Genomic DNA, 19,375 nt, shown 5'->3' on the forward strand with positions numbered 1-19,375 from the left:
CACCGCCGGGCCGATTACCCTGAACGCGTGGACACCGCGCCAAGCCCCACCGCGCTCATCGCCGCCGCGTACCGCATCGCCGACGACCTCCTCTTTCCCGACGCCGCAGAGGTCGACCGCACCGGTGAGGTCCCCGCCACCCACTGGACGGCACTCGCCGACGCCGGGCTGTACGGCATCGCAGCACCGCAAGCAGTAGGCGGGCCGGGGCTCGAGCTCACCCAGGTCATCGAGATCATCGAGGTCCTCACCAGTGGCTGTCTCTCCACGGCCTTCACCTGGCTACAGCATCACGGTGTCGTCATCTCGCTGGCAGGCACCACCAACGACGCCCTGCGGGACGAACTCCTCGACGACGCCGTGTCCGGCCGCATCCGCGCAGGCGTCGCCTACGCGGGTGCGGTACCGACACCGCCGAGGATGAGCGCGTGGCGTACCGCCGGCGGCTGGGTCTTCTCGGGATACGCACCGTTCGTCAGCGGGTGGGGCCACATCGACGTGCTGCAGATCTCGGCGCGCGACGTCGACTCCGACGACGTCATCGCGGCAATCGTTCCCACACACCCGATGTCGGCAGCCATCACGGTCTCGCCGATGCGACTCACCGCGGGCAACGCATCGCACACCGTCAGCCTGCGCGTGGATTCGCTTCCTGTTCTCGACGCCCTCGTGGTCAGCAGGGTCGCGCTCGACGACTTCTTCGCCACCCAGAACATCGGCATCCGACTCAACGGCGCGCTGCCGTTCGGCATCCTCCGCCGCTGCACAGCACTGCTCGACCGGGGAGGCGCAACCGCGCAGGCCCGACGACTCCGCGAGCGCGGCAGCGAGATCCGCACCCGCCTCGACACCTCACTCGCCGACGCCGACGCACTGCTCGCCGCGCGCGCCGACGGGGCGCAGCTGGCAGTCGATGCCGCCGCAGCGCTCGTGGCAGCAGACGGCGGCCGTGCGCTGGTCGTCGGAAGCGACGCCGACCGCCTCTCCCGCGAGGCGACGTTCACCCTCGTCGCCGCTAGTCGCCCCGAATTGAAAGGCTTACTGCTGCAACGCTTCAGCGGAGAGAGCGAGTGATCGTCGACTATTCGGGCCGCACGAAGTCGCGCAGGAACAATGCCTCGGCGATGGCGAGATTCTCGATCTCCGACGGGTCGACGCTCTCGTTCGGCGCGTGGATCAGACACGACGGCTCTTCGACGCCGAGCAGCATGATCTCGGCGTCGGGGAAGGTCTGCTGCAGCACCGTACACAGCGGAATCGATCCACCCTGCCCCTGCATCACCACGTCGCGCCCGTAGGCGGAGCTCATCGCGTCGACCAACGCGTCGAAAGCAGGCCCCTCGGTCGATCCGGAGAACGGCGCCCCGATGGCCTCGCGCTCGATCGAGATCTTCACATGCCAGGGCGCGACCCCTTCGAGGTGCGCGATCAGCGCGTCCTGAGCAACCTTCGCGTCCATGCCGGGCGGAACCCGCAGGTTGATGCGTGCACGTGCACGCGGGGTCACCGCAGCCGACGACCCGACGACCGGCGAACAGTCGATGCCGAGCACCGTTGCGGCCGGGCGCGCCCACACCATGTCCGAAATACGGCCGGAGCCAACGACATCCACGCCGTCGAGCACGGTGGCGTCGCGCCGGAAGTTCTCCGCGGGGTAGTCGATACCGTCGAATTCCTGTGTGGCATCCAGCCCGCGAACAGTGGTGTTGCCGTGCTCGTCACGCAGACTCGCGAGCATCGAGATCAACGCCGCCAAGGCGTCGGGAGCCGCACCACCGAACATGCCCGAATGCATTGCGGATTCCAATGTTTCGACGCTCACGACCACATTGGCGACACCACGAAGACTCGTCGTCAAAGTCGGTTGTCCCACAGTGCAATTGCCGGAGTCGCAGATGAGAATGGCGTCGGCGTCGAGCAATTCGGGATGCTTCGGCACGAAGTCCTCGATACCTCCCGACCCCTGCTCTTCCGAGCCTTCGCCGATGATCTTGATGTTCACTCCGGCCTCGCCCGCGAGTGCGCGCAGCGCGGTGAGGTGGACGGCGATGTTGCCCTTGCAATCTGCTGCACCCCGCCCGTACCAGCGGCCGTCGCGTTCGGTGAGTTCCCAAGCGGGAGACTTCCACGCGTCGGGATCCATCGGCGGTTGGACGTCGTGGTGAAAGTAGAGCAGCACGGTCGGGGCGCCTGCCGGACCCGGGATGTGCCCGGTCACGGCCTTGCTTCCGTCGGCGGTCACATGCGCTTCGACGTCGTGCACCCCGACCTCGGTGAACGCCGCGATCAGCCACTCGACCATCGCGTCGCAGTCGGGCGGAGGCTCACCCGCGGGGTCGTAGACGGATTTGAAGGCAACCATCTCGGCGAGATCGCTGCGAGCCTGCGGCATCAGCTCATGGACTCGAGCACGAATGGGGTCGACAGCCGTGGAATCGGTCATGCTTCGAGTAACTCACATCGCGGGGATCGTGTCACGTCGAGGGCGCAGTACCGCGGTCGACTTGCGGTAGCGCGGTGGCCACACCGGCGCGATACTCGCTGGGAGTCATCTTGAACTCGTCACGAAAATGCTTGCGCAGCAAAGCGGCGGACGTAAAGCCCGACTTCGCAGCAATGACGTCGAGCGCCGACGAATCGTGTTCGTCGAGCAGTTCACGAACGTACGCGACCCGTCGTGCCACGATGAGTTCTGCAGGCGACTGTTCCGCATGGACGAAGTGTCGGTAGAGCTGTCGCCGACCGATCCCCAGCATTTCGGCCATCACGTCTGCAGTGAACTCCGGATCGGCGAAGTGCCGCTCGGTTGCCTCCCGTGCGGCAGCGATGACTACTCGTGTGTTGTCGACGTGGTGAGCGCCAATGTAGCCGATGGTGCTACGAATCAGGCTGATCGCGGCCCACTCGTCCTCTTCGGACACGGGCTGATTGCGCACCGCGGCGTCGACGGCAAAAGCTCGCACGAATCCCGCCGTCGCCAGACCTAACGTCGTCTCCTCGATCGTCGGCAACATCCCGCTACGCGCGGACGTGAGGCCGTCGTCGATCTTGTGTGCCGGGATCATCAGCATCGTCGACTCGCACACGGCCGCGAACTCGCCCACGAACGGGCTGGCCGTCGTGATCAGTGCCAGTTGGTTGGAAAGGTAGCGTTTCGTCCTCCCGAACTGGCGAAATCGCAGTGTTCCGGCCAGGCGATGTACCGCGGCAATCACCAGCGGCGGCCCCTCCTGCGCCGCTACGTCGTCTACCGTGCGTTCCGTACGCCGCGGAGTCGACAGTTCGCAAAGCGCGTGCACCGTCGACAACGGACGGTAGAACACCGACGCGACGAACGACGCCGGTTCCGCGACGGTGAGTCTTCCGAACCCGGCCGAATAGGCGTCGACACCCGACTCACCGCACAACAGCGTGGAGGTGTCCGGGCGTGACGCCTCCAGCTCACGTTTCCATGCCTCGACCGCTCGGCTGTCCAGTCGCGTCGGCGTGGCCTCAGCCATCGCTCGAGCCATCGTCGTGTATGAGGCCCGTGATGTCGTCGTTCGCCTGCACACGACGTCGGAACTCCTGTGGCGTGACGCCGTAGCGGGCCCGAAACCTGTTGCGCAGCGCGTTGGCCGACGGAAAACCGGAAAACTGTGCAAGGCGGGCGATGCTGATGTCGGCCTCGCCGCTCAACAGCTCTCGTGCACACTCGAGCCGACGTTCGACGATCATCTCCGCGGGCGAGTGTCCCGACGGCGCGAGATACCGGTAGAGCTGACGCCTGCTCAGATACAGCCGGCGGGCGAGCACATCAACGTCGAAATCAGAATCCCAATAGTTCTGATCTATGAGCCTGCGCGTCGCAACCCGCGCGAATCGCGCATCGCTCTCTTCGCGCAAGGAGCTCAGGTCGGATTGCCGGATGGCGGTTCGGATCAGATCGACCGCACTCATCTCGGTTTCTGAGTCGATGTGCTTCCCGCGCACCGCGGCTTCCCGGACAAATGTGACCAAGAATGCCGCAATCGCCGAACCAAGAGTCGACCCCATGATCATCGGCGCGAATGATTGCTGCCCCGGCAGGAAATCATTACCCAATAGTTCTGCTGGTACCCACATTCCCAGCGGATCGGTGATGTCGAAGGATTCCACCTCGATCGGCGACCGATTATCGATGACGACGAGTCGATCCGACTGCCCAAAGCGGTATGTGCGGCCGCCGTGGCGGATCTGACCGGACATCGGTAGCTGCTGTGTCGCCACCAAGACGTAATCCGAGCGGTGATGCTTGATCAGTTCGACGGTGCGCGCCGTCGTACAAGGTGTGCGGAGCAGCGCGAATACCGAAGTCACACCCAACGTGCGCCAGAAGACATGCTGCTGCAGTTCCGTCCCGTGCAGCGGCCTGACCGACAGGGCCGAGATGAAGTCCGATGCTCCACTGTCGGCCAAGCAGGTGTGTCGCGACAGCTTCTCCCTCTGCGTCTCGGAAGCGCCCATTCGCTTGTACCAGTCAGCAACGACCTCCGGGTTCAACCGGTATCTCGCCGGCCCGCGCATACGACCCGCTTCAGCATTCGGTCCGCCATCAGTTTTTGGGGTGCCGTCAAACATATCGCTGTCGGACATCGTCACCTGGCTCGAAGTCAGTGTCGTGGATCGGAATCCCCGGAGGGCCGATGTGATTCTCCCAAACAGACGGAACATCCGCTTGCTCAATCGCGAACTCGCTGAATTGTCGAGGCGCGATTCCGAACTCGGACTTGAACCTGTTTCTCAATGTACTGACCGACGTGTATCCCGACCGATGCGCCACTTCGTCGAGGAGTATCGTTTCATCGCCACTCAGAATCTCGCGTGCGCGCCTGAGTCTCCGTTGGTTGATCAACCTCGACGGTGTCGTTCCCGTGTCGTCGAAATGCCGGTAGAGCTGACGCCGGCTCATGAACAACTCCTGCGCAATGGAATCCGGGGAGAAGGAGGGGTCTGTGTACCGGTCCTCGATCATGTCGCGCACGCGTTGACGAACAACGGGCGCGCTTGTCGACGGGTGTCGACCGAGCCGGTTGCCGTGGGTGACGGTGGCGCGCAGTAGTTCGACGACGATGCGTTCGGCCTCTCCACCAACGGCCCGATTCGCGGTTGCGGCATCGGCGACGAAACGTCGCACAAACGCAGCGACCGTGTGAGGGAGTAGTCCATCCGAGCGACCCGGGAGTACCGCATCCGCGACCCCGAGAGCCTCCTCGCGCACCAGCAGGATCGTCAGGTCCGTGACCGCCGTCGTCCAGAGCGCGAAGGGTGTGTGAGTCGGGATCACCGCCATCTGTCCTGGCCGCAGCGTGGCCACTTCGTCGCCGACTCTGACGTGACTGCATGCGCTCACACCATGAACGACAACGACGACCTCGCCCCCCGTTGCGCGCCCAGCTCCCGCCCCGCGCGTCAGTCGAAACGGGGTGGCCAGACACGCGTAGGCGCGCAGCATCGACATGGTCCGCTGATAGCTGAGCGCCTCGAAACCACTCTGGCCTTCTGCGGCTGCGATGGCCGCATCCGAGAACTGCGCCAATCCGTTTCGCCCCGACAGCGCCCGCGGCGCACGCCCGGTGAGCCCGACCCCGAGGCCCCGCTTCCACCGCACGACGGCATCCTGGGACAGCGACTGCGAGACGTCCCCGGATCGAATGCTGTTCATCGCCTCACCAACCATCGCTGACTTCTCTCGCATACTCGAGGGGCGTGATTCCGTACCGCGCCGTGAAACGATTCCGAAGGGTGGCCACGGACGAGAACCCCGAGGCGTGCGCGATTCCGCTAAGGCCATAGGAACCGCCACGCGCGATCAACTCCCGCGCCCTGTCGAGCCGACGCTGCGCGATCATCTCCGCTGGGGATTCGTCGAACTCAGCGAGCCGACGGTAGAGCTGGCGTCGACTGAGATGTAACAGACCGGCGAGCGACTCGGCGTCGAAGTCAGGATTCCGGTAGTTGCGGTCGATCGCATCGGTCACCCGTTCACGCAGCACAGCCGGGCTGTCGACGGTGTACGTCTCCCGCGACCTGTGTGGATTGAGGGTGGACCGAAGGAGGTCGATCGCCGCCATCTCGGCGTCGAGTTCGACGTCGGCGCCCCGCACCGCGACGTCGTAGGCAAAGTTGCGCAGGAAGACCGCCGTGGCCCGACTCAGCGGCGAATCCTCCATCACGGGATCGGCCTCGGCGAGGTCGGCGTCGTTGACCATGTCGGCGGGCACCCAGACGCTCGCATACTCGGCGGTGGTCGTGTTGGTGATCGAGAAGGTCTCCGACATCGACAGCGCGGCAAGTGGATTGGAGTAGGTGAACGAGTATTGGCGATCGTCGGAGGTCACAAAACCATCCGTGATGGAGTCGGTTGTACCGAACAGAACGAAGTCAGAGTTGTACTCCGAAATGCACTGGGTTGTCCTGTGCATCGTGGACGGCGTGCGGAGCAGCACGTAGGTGAGGACGAACGACAGCGGACGCCAGAAGAGATACTCGTCGAAATTCTCTGCTCCGTCATGCGGTTCCAGCACAAAAGTCGGCATGTAGTTCGCGGCGTCGCCCGCTCCGCTGCGATGTAGATGCCGCGACGAGGCGCTTCCGAGTTGCGGTGACGTGCCCACTCGCCGGTACCAGTCGTTCAGACGTCCGGTATCGAATCGCTTACCCGCGCTCTTGCTCATTCACCTACGCCCGTTCAGAAGTTCGACGCGGCAAGACGATCATCGACGAGACGAAGAAGCAGACGGCACCGATGAACGTGCAACTGTTCGCCAGGACGTCGTCGACGGTATTGCCGTCGGGTGTGATGTACGCACCCACTGCGCTCACGCCGAAAGCGATGCAACCCAACAAGTTGATCTGCGCCGACCACCATCCGACATCACTGGGATTCCACGCCTTGCTGGTGTGGTTGTACGCGACGAGCACGAGTATTCCGCTGACGAGAAACATCACCGAGCCTGCGGCATCCGGCGACCATACGAGATGCTTCTCCGATGCGATGTTGCGCGCGGACAGTGCGGCCGCAGTGCTGGTGTTGAACATCAGAGTGCCGAAGAATTGTGTAGCTGCCGCAAGCCATTCCGCACGCACCATCGTTCCCGGCGCGTAGTCGACGGGCACAGTGACCGCGCCGCTGCGCAGCAATTGCACCAACGCCGCGGCCGTGAAGAACCACGCGCCGATGAAGTAACAGATGTTCGCATTTGCAGCGCCCATCCATATGCCGATCCACGGCGCTGATCCCAACGCGAAGAGCGCGGAGCCGATCATGAAGCCCCAACACTGCTTGGTCAGCGTTGGTGTCAATAACACGCGATGCCAGTCGGGGGTCTCCACAGCGGCAGAGGTCACGACAACTGCTCCTTTCTGTCAGGTACCGAGTTTCGGGCACGTACCGAGACGCACACGCCCTGATCCGTACCTTCTGCCGTCACCACGGCGCTCGGCTGTGGGTGAGCGGGTATCCACTCCCCGCAGCCCGAGAGCCGGAGGTGACAGTGCTCGGCAACGAAGCCGATCAGCAGTGGTGCCGATCGACTACGCCGGCGATCAGTGGTGGAAGTGCGAGCCGGTTCCTTCGCGCGGCATCGCCGTCTCAAGCTTGTCGAGGAAGGCCACTTCGCTCTCGATGTCGGCGAGCAGCGCAGCGGCCAAGTCGTGACTCAGTCCCGCTCGTACCACAATTCGCTGCAGCGTCCAGTCCGCCAGGCCGTCGGCCATGGGATAGGCAGGGACGAGCCAGCCCTTGAGCCGCAAGCGATCTGAGAGATCGTAGAGCGACCACTTGTCGGTGTAACCGTCCTTCAGCTTCCACGCGAACACCGGGATCGTGTCACCGTGGCTGACGAGATCGAACGGCCCCATATCCGCGATCGCGTGCGAGAGGAACAGCGCTACGTCGATGGAACCCTGCTGAATCGCCCGGTATCCTTCGCGTCCGAGTCGCAGGAAGTTGTAGTACTGCAATAGAACCTGGGCGCCGGGACGCGAGAAGTTGAGGGCGAGAGTTGGCATGTCGCCGCCTAGGTAGCTGCAGTGGAACACCATGCTCTCGGGCAACGCCTCGGTGTCGCGCCACACGATCCATCCGAGGCCGGGATAGACCAGCCCGTACTTGTGGCCGGACGTGTTGATCGACACCACCCGCGGTACGCGGAAGTCCCATTCGAGCTCAGGCTGACAGAAAGGCGCAACCATTGCTCCCGACGCCCCGTCGACGTGGATCTTGACGTCGAGTCCGGTGGATGCCTGGATCTCGTCGAGCTTTTCCGAGATCTGTTTGACCGGTTCGTACAGCCCGTTGTAGGTGACGCCGAGGATGGCGACGACTCCGATGGTGTTCTCGTCGACGTACTTTTCGAGATCGTGGCCGTCGAACACGAAGTGTTCTTCGGAGACGGGGACCCAGCGCGGCTCTACCTCGAAGTAGTTGAGGAACTTCTCCCAACACACCTGTACCGCGGTGGACAGCACCAGGTTGGGCTTGTCGATCGGCTTGTTCTCTGCCTTACGTCGATGCTGCCAATGGCGTTTGAGCGCAAGGCCTCCGAGCATCGCGGCTTCGGACGAACCGATGGTCGACGTTCCGATCGCTGCTTCGACGTCGGGCACATGCCACAGATCGGCGATGGTCTTCCAGCATCGGTCTTCGATCGCGGCGGTCGCCGGATACTCGTCCTTGTCGATCATGTTCTTGTCGTAGGTTTCCGAGTACAGCTTCCGTGCTTCGTCATCCATCCACGTCGAGACGAACGTCGCCAGGTTCAGCCGGGCGTTGCCGTCGAGCATCGCCTCGTCGTGGACGATCTGATAGGCGGTCTCGGGCAGACTCATCGAGTCCGGGATGGTGAACTTCGGGAACTCGGTCGCCTCTCCCGGTCGCGCGAATACCGGGTTGAGGACGATGTTCTCGGTGGTGTTGGTGGTCGCACGCGCGTTGGTGTGTTTGCGTGACTTGGTCATTGAGATCTCCTCGATTTCGTTGTGCTTGTGCTTCGGGGGGGACGTCAGAAGGCGAGGTTCGTAGGCTGTCACTCCTACACTTCGACCGGCGGGTACAGGCGATCCATGTTGTACTGCCTGTTTCTTCGCGCGGCCAATGTCGAGACGGCGAGGAACAGGCATGTCAGGCCGATGACGACAGCCAGTGCGATCCAGAATCGACTGTCGACGCCACCGACGGTGAGTTGTCTCAGTCCGGTGACCGTGTACGTCATCGGGTCTACCCAGTGGATGTATTGGAACGGTTTCGTCGTCGTCGGCACGGGATAGATACCTCCCGCGGACGTCAACATGATCATCAGGAAGGCCAGTGTGACAACGCGGCCGACAGCCGGGCCGAATAGCGCGTTGAACATCTGGATCATTGCCATGAACATCGCCACCATCAGAAGCATGAAACCGAAGGTGGCCCAGGGGTGTGTCGGACGAAGCCCGATGGCGAACACGACCACCAGATACAAGATCGCGGCCTGCAAGACTCCGACCACGAGGGTCGGTGCGTAGGAAGCAAGGATCACACGGAATGAGTTGAGTCCCTGAGCAATCGGTCGCGCCTGCAATGGTGTGAACAGCATCCACGCGATGATGCTCCCGACGAACAGTGCCAACCCGAAGAAGAAGGGTGTGAAGCCGGTGCCGAACGTCTTGGCCTCATTGAGAGTGTTCTCCTCGAGCGCGACAGGCTGCGCAAGCGACTTCGCGAACTGCTCCTTTTGCTTCTCAGACCACTTCGGTATGTCCGAAACGCCGTCGTTGACCTTGCCTGCCAGTTGCTGCGTACCATTCGCCAGTTGCGTAGTACCACTGGACAATTGGTCCGCACCGTTACTCAGCTCCACGAGACCGGTACTGAGTTGGGTCGCGCCGCTGCTGAGCTCGTTCGCCGCACCCCGCGCAGACATGATGTCGCTCTTGAGCTTTCCGCTCTCGAGGAGGGTGAGCGCCTGCCTCACCGGACTCTGCGGATCGCTCATCTGCGCCGAGACCACGGCTGCATCGCTCTTCACCTGTGTCAGTTGATTGTTCGCGTCCGGACCGAGTCCCTGCGTCTTGAGGAAGCTCTGGACCGGACTCAGCGCGCCTGCGAGCGCCCTGATATTGGGATCGGTGCTCTGTGCCAGCTGCGCGACGGTGTTGTCGACGAGTGTGCTCGCCTGAGATTGGGTCGTAGAGGCAGTGTTCAACTGTGCCGACACCGCCTGGGAGTTGGTCCCGAGCCGATCGGCCGCCGCTGTCAGTTCGGCTGTCGAGAGTCCGCTGCCTCCAGCGTTGTTCAGCGCCGCAAGAATCGGATCCGTCGCCGAGGTGACAGCCGAGTCGAGTTCATTCAGTCCCCCAGCGAGTTCTCCTGCTCCGTTCTTCGCGGTGACGAGGTTGGTGGAGAGTTCGTGCGCGCCCTGGTTCGCGGTCTTCATGCCGGCATTGAGCTGATTGACTCCTGCCTGCGCTTCTTTGAGCTTGGGGATCAGCTTGCTCACATCGCTGAGCACGATATCGAACGTCTGAGCACCCACCTGCGCGCTCACCTTGTTGACCACCTGTTGGGCCGCATCCTGCCCCATCACCGTCGACAGGTAGTTGTTGGCATCGTTGTAGGTGAAGATCAAACGCGCCGAACGCGGATTGTCGCCGGTCGGCGACGCGACGGACTCGCTGAAGTCGCTGGGCAGCGTGATGGAGAAGTAGTACTTCCCGTCACGCACGCCGTCTGCCGCGTCCTTTTCCGAAACCTCATGCAGATCAAGCTGTTTCGAGTCGACGAGTCCTTGCGCGACCTGCGCACCGGCGTCGAGCTTTTGTCCCTGCACCGTGGTACCGGCGTCGGCATTGACCAACGCGACGGGGATCTTGTCGACCGTATTGAACGGATTCCAGAAGGCCCAGAGATAGAGCGCGCCATACATCAGGGGCATGAGGATGATGACGATGAGTGCGAGGCGGGGCATCCGGCCGCGGTAGTAGCGTTTGAAATCGCTACCCGGAGAGAAGGCTGCGAGCATGTCAGACACGGTCCTCGGTCTCGAGTTGCACGAACTCGTTGTCGGTCAAATTGTGAACCTCGATCACGTCTCGCACGTGAGCGTCAGGGAATGTCCCGTTGACATCTGCGGTGATAACCGTCTGTTGCTCACCGAGTGCCGCTAGTCGATCGAGGAGTTTCTGCGCGCTGTCGATTCGGGTCAGCCGATCGATTCCGCCGACCACAAGGAGTGGGGGCTTGCGTATGTTTGCCACCGCAATCCGCAACATCGCGGCGGTGAGCTCGGGGAGTTCCTCCACGTAGTCGTCGATGTCCGGCAGGGAGTATGGGCCGAAGACGGGTCGGCAGATTCGTTCCATGTCATCAGGCGTTGCACGACCTACCCACTTGTACCACTTTGCCGCCCAACGTATTTGCTCGGTGATAACGTCACTCACCCGAATGGTCTGTTCGATGCCGTCAACCTCGTCGATCCATGCGATCGCCGAGCGGGAGAACAAGTGTTGGGCATTGTTGACCTTGCCGAACGCGTGCAGCTCTCCCGACGACGGTCGCATACGTCCGGCCAGAGTCAGCAGCAGCGATGTTCGACCGCGCCCACCGGAACCGACGAGCACCGTGACGCCACCTCGCCGAATCGTCACATCGGTCGGGCCGAAGATGTGGCCCCACGACGCGCGTACACCGATTCCGTCGGCCCGCAGCAGGGTCTCGTCATCGACACCCACGGCGTCGCCGACGCCAGTGGACTTTTGCACCGCAATGGGCGCGGTCACTGGATCACCGTCTGTCATCACCACTCAATTCACTGGCGCGGCAGCGCCGGACTCGAGAATGGGCAGACCATTCTTCACGGCCGAGCCGTTCTTCATGATCAACGAGAAGTTCTTCTCCGGGTCGGAGATGAGCGAGATGTCGGCAATCGGATCCCCGTCGACGACGAGGAGGTCGGCCCAGGCGCCCTCTGCGATGACACCGAGCGGCGCGGAACCGTAGGGATCGCGATTACCCGCCATGGCAAACAGCTCGGCGTTGCCCGATGTGAGCATCTTGAGCGCCTGTTTGTTCGGGTAGAACTCGCCGAGGCGCGCGGCCATTTCACTTTGCCGCGGAGCTGATTCGGGTTCGAGCAGGAGGTCGGTTCCCCAGGCGGTCTTCACCCCGTACTTCTTGGCCCACGCATACACATCGGCTGTGCCGTTGCAGATTTCGCGATTCTTGCCTGCACGGTCGGCATCGGGATAGCTGTGATCGTGCTCGAAGAACGGCTGCATCGACAACCAGATCTCCTTCTCCGCGATGAGGGCGACCGTCTGCTCGTCTGCGAGATGCCCGTGCTCGATCGAGCGCACACCGGCCTCGATCGCGCGTCGGATTCCCGAGACTGTGTAGACATGCGTCGCGACATAGGTGCCGTAGTCCTCGGCAGCCTGAACCGCCGCGCGCATCTCTTCCGGTGTGAACTGCAGCGTGTAGAGCGGGTCGTACATCGACGCCGCGCCACCGCCAATGGTCAGTTTGATCTGCGAGGCACCCTTGCGGAGTTGTTCACGCACCGCTGTCAGGACATGCGCAACACCATCGGCGACGCGGGTGAAACCGATCGAGTCGGTACGGCTTGGGCCTCCGTCGAACTCGTAAGGGATCTCGTAGACGAAAGCGAAATCGCCGTGACCCGAAGTCTGGGAAATCATCGCCTGGCTGGGATAGATTCGCGGTCCCTCGAACTCACCCTTGTCGATGAGGCTCTTCACCGGAGCTGTATCGCCGCCCATGTCCCGGACAGTGGTGAAACCGCGGAGCAGCATGCGACGAGCTTCGGCAATCGTGTTGCCGAATAGCAGGCCGGTCGCGCCCATCACGAAATCGAGATAGTTGTTGGCATTTCCCATCAGGTGGACGTGGGCGTCTGTGAGCCCTGGCATCAAAAAGCGTCCGCCACCGTCAATGACAGTCGTCGGAGTTCCCGGTGTCTCGCCAACGGGCGAGTCGGAAATGGCACTGATTCGCGATCCCTCGACGACCACATCGGAGTTCTGTCGTACCGAATCGCTGACAGCATCGAATACATTCACATTGCGAATAACTGTCCTCGGTGAGGATTTCTGGCTAGGCATGGGCCAGAGATTAGCGTCGAATTTGTGACGACGTCCATCTCCGTGCCTAGGTGACACATATCCGACCAAATGCGGGACTTATTACCCTAGGAAGAATTTCACAGCCATTTGGCAGCGGAATTGAGCGCACGACAAAGCGGCCGAGACTCTACGGAGCCACAGCCGAACGCCCACCGACCCAGCGCGGGCTCAGAGGTCTAATGTCCACTGCTCACTTTCATGTTCAACGTAACCCACTCAGCTTCGAGGAGATCAGGACCCCTCGAATCCGACACAAAAAGTGAGCCATCGCGTCACGAAAGCAACGGTTGCGATTCGGCGGCCTACTGGAACGAGACGAAGAATGGACTTGGCTCCACATTCATCGTCTGCGCAGGAGTGAGCATCGGTGTGTCCTCGGTATAGAAGTTCTTCCACCCCATCACCACGTTCGGCGGTAGATCCACCAGAATTCGACGCCATGTGTCCATCTTGACCGAGGGAATCCCGTGCCCGTCGGCGTGGATCACGGTCTGCAGTTCCGGTCGTGTGGTCACGATCTGCCGACGGTTCGCGAGCATGTCGGTGTCGAACTCGTGCAGCACGAACAACTTCTGCGGCAACCGATGCTCACGCGTGAGGCCCGCGAGCCAGTCCGACGTCGCGTTGACCTCTGCGGCTCCGACCGAACCGATCTGGGTGAGGTGTACCTGGTCGGGTTTGAGCCGCCACTCGGGGTCGAGTGCGAGTCCGACATGCGGAATCGCCAGGAGATCTGCGTAGCGCTTGGCCTGTGTCAGGAAGTTCATCCGCCCAGGCTGCAGATCCAGCGTGACATAGACGCCTGCCCGGCCCGCAGCCTCGACCCACGGTCGAATCTGCGCGGGATCGATCATCGAGGTGTACGCGCCGCCGTCGCCCGGCGACGCCGATGCGACGGTCACGATGATCTCGAAGGCAGGCACCACCAGTTCGCGGCTCACCCGTTGATACTGCGCTGCGATGCCCTTGACCCGCGCGATTGTCGCAGCAATGTCCTGGCGGCCGAGTGGTCCGAGCGACGGCGCGGCGGGAGAACCGTATAGCGCCACCATGCGCCTGCCGGATGCCACGAGTTGCCCGCCGCCCGGGATCTCCGGCACGGTGACCGCCTCGTCGACACTCCGGGCGAACGTCGGTGTGTCGCCGAACGCCCGTCCCAACGCGATCACGGGAACCGTGCCACGAGCCTCACGCAGTGCGCGCACCGACTCGCCACTCGCTCGCGGGTCCGGCACTGCGACGTCGACGAGTCGTGTTCCGCCTGCCGCGGCGGTGGCGGCCAGGTCGGGGTCGAGCGGCCCCGTTGCAAAGACGACCGGCCTGCGGCCGCCGGGGGCCGGGTTGCCGCGCACCCTGTCGAGACCATCAGAGTGCGTCGTCGACACCAGCGTCGTCGAAAATTGTGACGTCGCGTGCAGGCCCGTATCGCCGGCACCAACCACCCACACCGACCGTGTGCCGAGTCGACGCAACTCGGCTTCGACGCCTGAGCTGGTCGCCGGGCGCGCGGCGAAGACCGGGACATGCTTTGTCGCTGCGGTCTCGGAGATCTGTTTCCAGTCCTCGCCGGTCGCGGAGTCGGTGACCACGATGGCGTCACTGGAACTGCGAAATAGCTTGCTGCTCAATGAAATTGCGGGAGAGCTCGGCACATCGACAACCTGCGGCCCGATCGCCGGGGTGGCGAAGACCGCGACGTCGGGTATGCGTGGGAGCGTCGACGCGGTCGTCAGGAGCGCGATTACGACGAGTGCCGCCAGGAGGGCGACGGCTCGTCCGCGTGAGACCACCGATGCGTCACTCCCCTCGCGATTGCCTACGACCCGTGCCGACGTGCCTTACCAACGTAACAACCCCGTGCCTGCCCGGACTCCATTCGGTTCGTCACGCGGAGTCGCGGCGGTGCAGCCGCAGCACAGACAGCTCGTCGGCGATGCGTTGCGCGTCAGCGTCGGCCGACGGTGTCACCGAGCCGCGCGCCCAGTCGCCGTGTCCGTCGGAGTGATCGAAGCCGAACGGTATGGCAGGCAGCTCGCGGTCCCAGTGCACGCGGATAACCGCGTAGACGACCGGAACCACAAAGACCAGGACGAGAAAGACCAGGAGGAGAGCGTCTGAGAATGTCATGTCAGAAATTGTCTGCCCACTCAAATTCCGCCACCAGTGGCACTAAAGCCAACGTTCGACAATTTTCTGCCATACTGGGTACGTGCTCAACAAGGTGGCAGCGATCCTGCACGGCAACGTCGCACTCTTTGAATTCGGCGTGCTCAACGAGGTGTTCGGCCTCGATCGCACGGGTTACGGCGGCCCGCCATTCGACTTCCGCGTCTGCGCACCCGACCCCTCCCAGCCGCTCAGTATCGGCAACGGCGCGAGCATCGTCGCAACGCATGGACTCGACGCCGCGCGCGACGTCGACCTCGCCGCCATCCCGGGCGGCAGTACGAGTGGCGAGTACCCCGAGGAGGTCCTCGACACCGTGCGCGCGGTCGTCGACAACGGCGGGCGGGTCCTGACAGTGTGCTCGGGCGCATTCGTCGCGGCGGCCGCCGGACTACTCGACGGCCGACGCTGCACCACTCACTGGGCCTACGGCGAGAAGCTCGCCAGCATGTACCCGGCGGCCCGCGTCGACACCGACGTACTGTTCGTCGACGACGGCCCGGTCACCACCAGCGCCGGCACCGCGGCGGGCATCGACGCCGCGCTGCATCTCGTCCGCGAAGAAATCGGGCACGAGGCAGCCAATCTGATCGCGCGACGCATGGTGGTTCCGCCGCATCGCGACGGCGGTCAACGACAGTTCGTCGACACCCCGATCCCCGAGTGCGGCTCAAAAGGCTTCGCCGAGATGCTCGACTGGCTCGTCGAGAACCTCGACCGCGAGGTCCGGGTCGACGAGATGGCTGCCCGCATGCACATGTCGCCGCGGACCTTCGCCAGACGCTTCGGCGACGAGGTGGGCGTATCCCCGCACAAATGGCTCACCGAACAGCGCGTCGCGCACGCGCGTCGGCTGCTGGAGACCACATCGCTGCCGATGGAACAGATCGCCACGCAGGCGGGATTCGGGTCGGCGACGCTGCTGCGTCACCACTTCGCGTCAGCGGTCGGCGTCTCACCCGCGACCTATCGCCGACGCTTCGCCGCCCAACAGGCCGGCTAGCTAGGCGTCGTTCTTCGAGGCTGTGTCAGTAGTTGACGCCTTTTCAGGAGTCGATGCCTTTTCGAGCGTTATCGAGGCAGTCTCGGTGACAACCGGGTCATCGCCTGTCGGCGCGTCGTCGTATGACTCGCTGAACGAGACGCGCGGGGTGGTGGCGACGTGGACCAGTGCGAGTACGCCGTAGACGATCGCGGCGATACCGAAGAGCACCGCCAGCACCACAGCGCCGATGTGTACCGCGCCGAGCACCACTCCGTCTCCGCGCGATGCGACGGCTCCGACTGCGCTGAGCACGGCAGCGAGAAGAGCCCATGCAGCGCCGCGCAGACGCGGCGTCACGATCGATGAGTAGAACAACCGCTGATACAGCGTGACCTCGTACTCCTCGACGGCCGCGAGACGGACCGGATCGCCGTCGGCGAGCTCACGCAGTTCACGCGCCAAACCCGCGGCGCGAGCCAGTCGATCGGCTTCGCGCTCGCGGGTTCGGACATATGCGATGGTCGCGACCGTGGCTGCAACGAGCCCAAGGCCGACCATGACCCCCAGATCATTCACGCACTAGACGCTACAGCGCGGGCGTCTCACGCAATCTGTGCTTGCCACATCCAGTGGAGTTGTTCCAGTTTGGCGGCGAACGAGATCAGCAGATCCTGGGTGACCGGATCGGCCTCTTCCGTCTCGTCGATCCGCGTACGCAGACCGGCGATCACAGCCTTGAGGTTCTCGACGATCGACGCGATGACCTCGGTGTCGGACGTCCAACCGTCACCGAATCCGGTGGTGCCCGCCGTCTTGGCGACGGTCTCGGCCCGACCGTCGGGCGAGACGCCGATCGCGGTCGCACGTTCAGCCGCCTGATCGGTGAACTCGCGGCTCACCGTGACCAGCTCGTCGAGCTCGAGGTGGACCGAACGGAAGTTCCGTCCGACCACATTCCAGTGGGCCTGCTTGGCGACCAGGGACAGATCGATCAGATCGACAAGGGTCTGCTGTAGCGCGTTACCGGTGACCGTCTTCTGCTCATCGGTCAGGGTGCTCGTGATCGGAGTGTTCGTCATTGTGTGACTCCTTCTCTCTCTCGGTGCCGCCGGTAAGCGGCTTGAATGCTGCCGCCGGTAGGCGGGCTTGCGGTTGTGCCCGGCGCCGGGCTGTGGCGCCGGGCTCGCAACGGTCGCGTCGGTGTCAGACGCGAACCGTCAGATTGTGGGCGATGTTGCCCTTTGTCGCCTTGGAGTAGGGGCAGAAGGCATGTGCGCCCTCGGCGAGTTCCTTTGCCTTGGCTTCGTCGACGCCGGGAATGTAGGTCTCGATGTCGGCGACGAGTCCGAACCCGCCGTCAGCCGGGTCCTTGCCGATGCCGATGGTGACGGTGACCGTCGAGTCGTCGGGAACCGGCGAGCCCGCGTTCTTGGAGGTCGCACGCAGTGCGCCGAGGAAGCAGGCCGCATAGCCCGCCGAGAAGAGTTCCTCGGGGTTGCTGCCTTCTCCGCTGCCACCGAGCTCCTTCGGTGGGCGCAGGTCCAGATCGATCTGTCCGCTGGCGGATACGACCTCGCCGTCGCGGCCGCCGCCGGTCGCCGTGGACGAGATGGTGTAAGCGGGTTCGATGGCCATGTGTGTTCTCCTCTGTGAATGGACACTGCTGTACAAATGGATACTGCTGCCTAGATGGAGACTGCCTGAGATGTGGTACTTCTTTGTCTTACAACAGCTCTCGCGATCGTGCTGTTCCGATATCGCAGATGTTCAGCAAGATTTCAGTCTCAGAGTCCTGCTCGGACGCCCGATTCGACCTTCTTGCCCAGATCCTCGTCGACGTTTCGCCAGTACTCGAACACTCGCGACAGCACCGGCTCGCTGACACCGCCGAGCACGTGTCCGACGATGTTGTCGACGAGGCGTTCGCGTGCGGCATCGTCGAGCACGTCGCGCACCATCGTGCCCGCCTGCGCCCAATCGCTGTCCTCGGCGTGCTCGATGTAGCCGGCACGCACCGCCGCGCCGTCGAAGGACCAGAGCCCTTCGTCGCCCGCGGCACCCGGATCGGCGTGCGGTCCACCAAATGAATTGGGCGCGTATACCGGAACGTCGGGGGCGGAGAAGTTGTATGCCATCGCACCCTCCTTGGAGTACGTGTTGACCTCTGCGCGTTTCGCCGAATTGACCGGCAGCTGAGCGTAATTCGTCCCGATGCGGTAGCGATGCGCGTCCGCATAGGCAAAGACCCTGCCAAGCAACATCTTGTCGGGCGAGAAGCCCACTCCGGGAACCACATTCGACGGCTCGAACGATGCCAGTTCGATCTCGGAGAAGAAGTTCTGCGGGTTGCGGTTCAGCGTCCAGGTGCCCACCTCGATCAGCGGGTAGTCCTGCTGCGACCAGACCTTGGTGAGGTCGAACGGATTGAAGCGGTACTCCTCCGCCTCGTCGACCGGCATGATCTGGACCTTGAGTGTCCAACTCGGGAACTCGCCGTTCTCGATCGCCTCGTACAGATCCTGGCGGTGATAGTCGGGATCACTGCCTGCCAGCGTGTCGGCCTCCGCCTGCGTGAGGAACTCGATGCCCTGATCGGTCTTGAAGTGGTACTTCACCCAGAAGCGCTCGCCGTCGGCATTGACCCACTGATACGTGTGGGAGCCGAATCCGTCCATATGCCGCCACGACTTCGGGATGCCTCGATCACCCATCAACCAGGTGACCTGATGCGCGGTCTCGGGCCGCAACGTCCAGAAGTCCCACTGCATGTTGTGATCGCGAAGCCCTGAACCGGGAAGTCGCTTCTGCGAACGGATGAAGTCGGGGAACTTGATCGGATCCTTGATGAAGAAGACCGGCGTGTTGTTGCCAACCAGATCGTAGTTGCCGTCCTCGGTGTAGAACTTGATCGCGAATCCGCGGGGATCGCGCCAGGTATCGGGGCTACCCTGCTCGCCCGCGACCGTCGAAAAGCGTACGAGCGATTCGGTTTTCGCGCCCGGCGCGAACAGCTTGGCCTTGGTGTAGCGCGACACGTCACCCGTGATCACGAGTTCGCCGAACGCCCCGCCGCCCTTGGCGTGCACG

The 19,375-nt window shown here is 63.2% G+C and carries 18 protein-coding genes; 2 read left to right on the forward strand and 16 right to left on the reverse strand.

Annotated elements, in window-relative coordinates; translation table 11 throughout:
• Positions 1-27 precede the first annotated feature (27 nt).
• On the forward strand, positions 28-1,074 hold the full coding sequence (locus B3T59_RS07180) for an acyl-CoA dehydrogenase family protein (RefSeq protein ID WP_287001851.1): 1,047 nt from the start codon (positions 28-30) through the stop codon (positions 1,072-1,074).
• Between the two features lie 7 nt (positions 1,075-1,081).
• Here B3T59_RS07180 and B3T59_RS07185 read toward each other — a convergent pair whose 3' ends face one another.
• The 12 genes from B3T59_RS07185 to B3T59_RS07240 form a co-directional block, all read right to left on the reverse strand.
• Complete coding sequence (locus B3T59_RS07185; protein WP_251722073.1) at positions 1,082-2,443, reverse strand: dipeptidase; 1,362 nt, start codon at positions 2,441-2,443, stop codon at positions 1,082-1,084.
• A gap of 31 nt (positions 2,444-2,474) precedes the next feature.
• A complete protein-coding gene (locus B3T59_RS07190) occupies positions 2,475-3,500 on the reverse strand; it encodes an AraC family transcriptional regulator (RefSeq protein WP_287001852.1) in 1,026 nt (341 codons plus the stop codon).
• On the reverse strand, positions 3,493-4,485 hold the full coding sequence (locus B3T59_RS07195) for an AraC family transcriptional regulator (protein ID WP_287001853.1): 993 nt from the start codon (positions 4,483-4,485) through the stop codon (positions 3,493-3,495). The genes B3T59_RS07190 and B3T59_RS07195 overlap by 8 nt, the downstream gene beginning before the upstream one ends.
• 106 nt (positions 4,486-4,591) lie before the next feature.
• Positions 4,592-5,683: a helix-turn-helix domain-containing protein gene (locus B3T59_RS07200; protein WP_251723854.1), complete on the reverse strand. Its 1,092-nt coding sequence runs from the start codon at positions 5,681-5,683 to the stop codon at positions 4,592-4,594.
• A 4-nt stretch (positions 5,684-5,687) separates the two neighbouring features.
• Positions 5,688-6,695, reverse strand: a complete 1,008-nt coding sequence (locus B3T59_RS07205; RefSeq protein WP_251723853.1) for a helix-turn-helix domain-containing protein — start codon at positions 6,693-6,695, stop codon at positions 5,688-5,690.
• A 4-nt stretch (positions 6,696-6,699) separates the two neighbouring features.
• Positions 6,700-7,368 (reverse strand): hypothetical protein, encoded by a 669-nt coding sequence (locus tag B3T59_RS07210; protein ID WP_064861906.1) that lies wholly within the window; start codon positions 7,366-7,368, stop codon positions 6,700-6,702.
• Between the two features lie 198 nt (positions 7,369-7,566).
• A complete protein-coding gene (locus tag B3T59_RS07215; protein ID WP_064861905.1) occupies positions 7,567-8,979 on the reverse strand; it encodes a glutamate decarboxylase in 1,413 nt (470 codons plus the stop codon).
• A 74-nt stretch (positions 8,980-9,053) separates the two neighbouring features.
• Complete coding sequence (locus B3T59_RS07220) at positions 9,054-11,018, reverse strand: YhgE/Pip domain-containing protein (RefSeq protein ID WP_287001854.1); 1,965 nt, start codon at positions 11,016-11,018, stop codon at positions 9,054-9,056.
• Between the two features lies 1 nt (position 11,019).
• On the reverse strand, positions 11,020-11,793 hold the full coding sequence (locus B3T59_RS07225; protein ID WP_231894957.1) for an ATP-binding cassette domain-containing protein: 774 nt from the start codon (positions 11,791-11,793) through the stop codon (positions 11,020-11,022).
• Between the two features lie 6 nt (positions 11,794-11,799).
• Positions 11,800-13,116, reverse strand: a complete 1,317-nt coding sequence (locus B3T59_RS07230) for a metal-dependent hydrolase family protein (RefSeq protein WP_287001855.1) — start codon at positions 13,114-13,116, stop codon at positions 11,800-11,802.
• 323 nt (positions 13,117-13,439) lie between these two features.
• Positions 13,440-14,927, reverse strand: a complete 1,488-nt coding sequence (locus tag B3T59_RS07235) for a hypothetical protein (protein WP_287001856.1) — start codon at positions 14,925-14,927, stop codon at positions 13,440-13,442.
• A 94-nt stretch (positions 14,928-15,021) separates the two neighbouring features.
• Positions 15,022-15,264, reverse strand: a complete 243-nt coding sequence (locus B3T59_RS07240; RefSeq protein WP_287001857.1) for a hypothetical protein — start codon at positions 15,262-15,264, stop codon at positions 15,022-15,024.
• 82 nt (positions 15,265-15,346) lie between these two features.
• Between B3T59_RS07240 and B3T59_RS07245 the strand changes: the two genes are divergently transcribed.
• Positions 15,347-16,306, forward strand: a complete 960-nt coding sequence (locus tag B3T59_RS07245; RefSeq protein ID WP_287001858.1) for a GlxA family transcriptional regulator — start codon at positions 15,347-15,349, stop codon at positions 16,304-16,306.
• On the opposite strand, the gene B3T59_RS07250 is transcribed toward B3T59_RS07245, so the two are convergent.
• The 4 genes from B3T59_RS07250 to B3T59_RS07265 form a co-directional block, all read right to left on the reverse strand.
• Positions 16,307-16,846 carry a hypothetical protein gene (locus B3T59_RS07250; protein WP_287001862.1) on the reverse strand — a complete coding sequence of 180 codons (540 nt, stop codon included), beginning with the start codon at positions 16,844-16,846 and terminating at the stop codon, positions 16,307-16,309.
• A gap of 44 nt (positions 16,847-16,890) precedes the next feature.
• On the reverse strand, positions 16,891-17,367 hold the full coding sequence (locus B3T59_RS07255) for a Dps family protein (RefSeq protein WP_005209551.1): 477 nt from the start codon (positions 17,365-17,367) through the stop codon (positions 16,891-16,893).
• A gap of 124 nt (positions 17,368-17,491) precedes the next feature.
• Positions 17,492-17,923, reverse strand: a complete 432-nt coding sequence (locus tag B3T59_RS07260; protein WP_064864390.1) for an organic hydroperoxide resistance protein — start codon at positions 17,921-17,923, stop codon at positions 17,492-17,494.
• A 149-nt stretch (positions 17,924-18,072) separates the two neighbouring features.
• Positions 18,073-19,375: catalase (locus B3T59_RS07265; RefSeq protein ID WP_287001859.1), on the reverse strand; the 1,303-nt coding region annotated here is incomplete at its 5' end.

This window comes from Gordonia sp. UBA7860, from assembly GCF_002500165.1.
Taxonomy (GTDB): Bacteria; Actinomycetota; Actinomycetes; order Mycobacteriales; family Mycobacteriaceae; genus Gordonia; species Gordonia sputi.

Coding starts and splice junctions, on each gene's coding strand:
- B3T59_RS07250 (WP_287001862.1), bottom strand. CDS start 16,846: ATGGTCGGCCTTGGGCTCGTTGCAGCCACGGTCGCGACCATCGCATAT.
- B3T59_RS07205 (WP_251723853.1), bottom strand. CDS start 6,695: ATGAGCAAGAGCGCGGGTAAGCGATTCGATACCGGACGTCTGAACGAC.
- B3T59_RS07195 (WP_287001853.1), bottom strand. CDS start 4,485: ATGGGCGCTTCCGAGACGCAGAGGGAGAAGCTGTCGCGACACACCTGC.
- B3T59_RS07215 (WP_064861905.1), bottom strand. CDS start 8,979: ATGACCAAGTCACGCAAACACACCAACGCGCGTGCGACCACCAACACC.
- B3T59_RS07230 (WP_287001855.1), bottom strand. CDS start 13,116: ATGCCTAGCCAGAAATCCTCACCGAGGACAGTTATTCGCAATGTGAAT.
- B3T59_RS07190 (WP_287001852.1), bottom strand. CDS start 3,500: ATGGCTGAGGCCACGCCGACGCGACTGGACAGCCGAGCGGTCGAGGCA.
- B3T59_RS07185 (WP_251722073.1), bottom strand. CDS start 2,443: ATGACCGATTCCACGGCTGTCGACCCCATTCGTGCTCGAGTCCATGAG.
- B3T59_RS07255 (WP_005209551.1), bottom strand. CDS start 17,367: ATGACGAACACTCCGATCACGAGCACCCTGACCGATGAGCAGAAGACG.
- B3T59_RS07200 (WP_251723854.1), bottom strand. CDS start 5,683: ATGAACAGCATTCGATCCGGGGACGTCTCGCAGTCGCTGTCCCAGGAT.
- B3T59_RS07225 (WP_231894957.1), bottom strand. CDS start 11,793: ATGACAGACGGTGATCCAGTGACCGCGCCCATTGCGGTGCAAAAGTCC.
- B3T59_RS07240 (WP_287001857.1), bottom strand. CDS start 15,264: ATGACATTCTCAGACGCTCTCCTCCTGGTCTTTCTCGTCCTGGTCTTT.
- B3T59_RS07220 (WP_287001854.1), bottom strand. CDS start 11,018: ATGCTCGCAGCCTTCTCTCCGGGTAGCGATTTCAAACGCTACTACCGC.
- B3T59_RS07260 (WP_064864390.1), bottom strand. CDS start 17,923: ATGGCCATCGAACCCGCTTACACCATCTCGTCCACGGCGACCGGCGGC.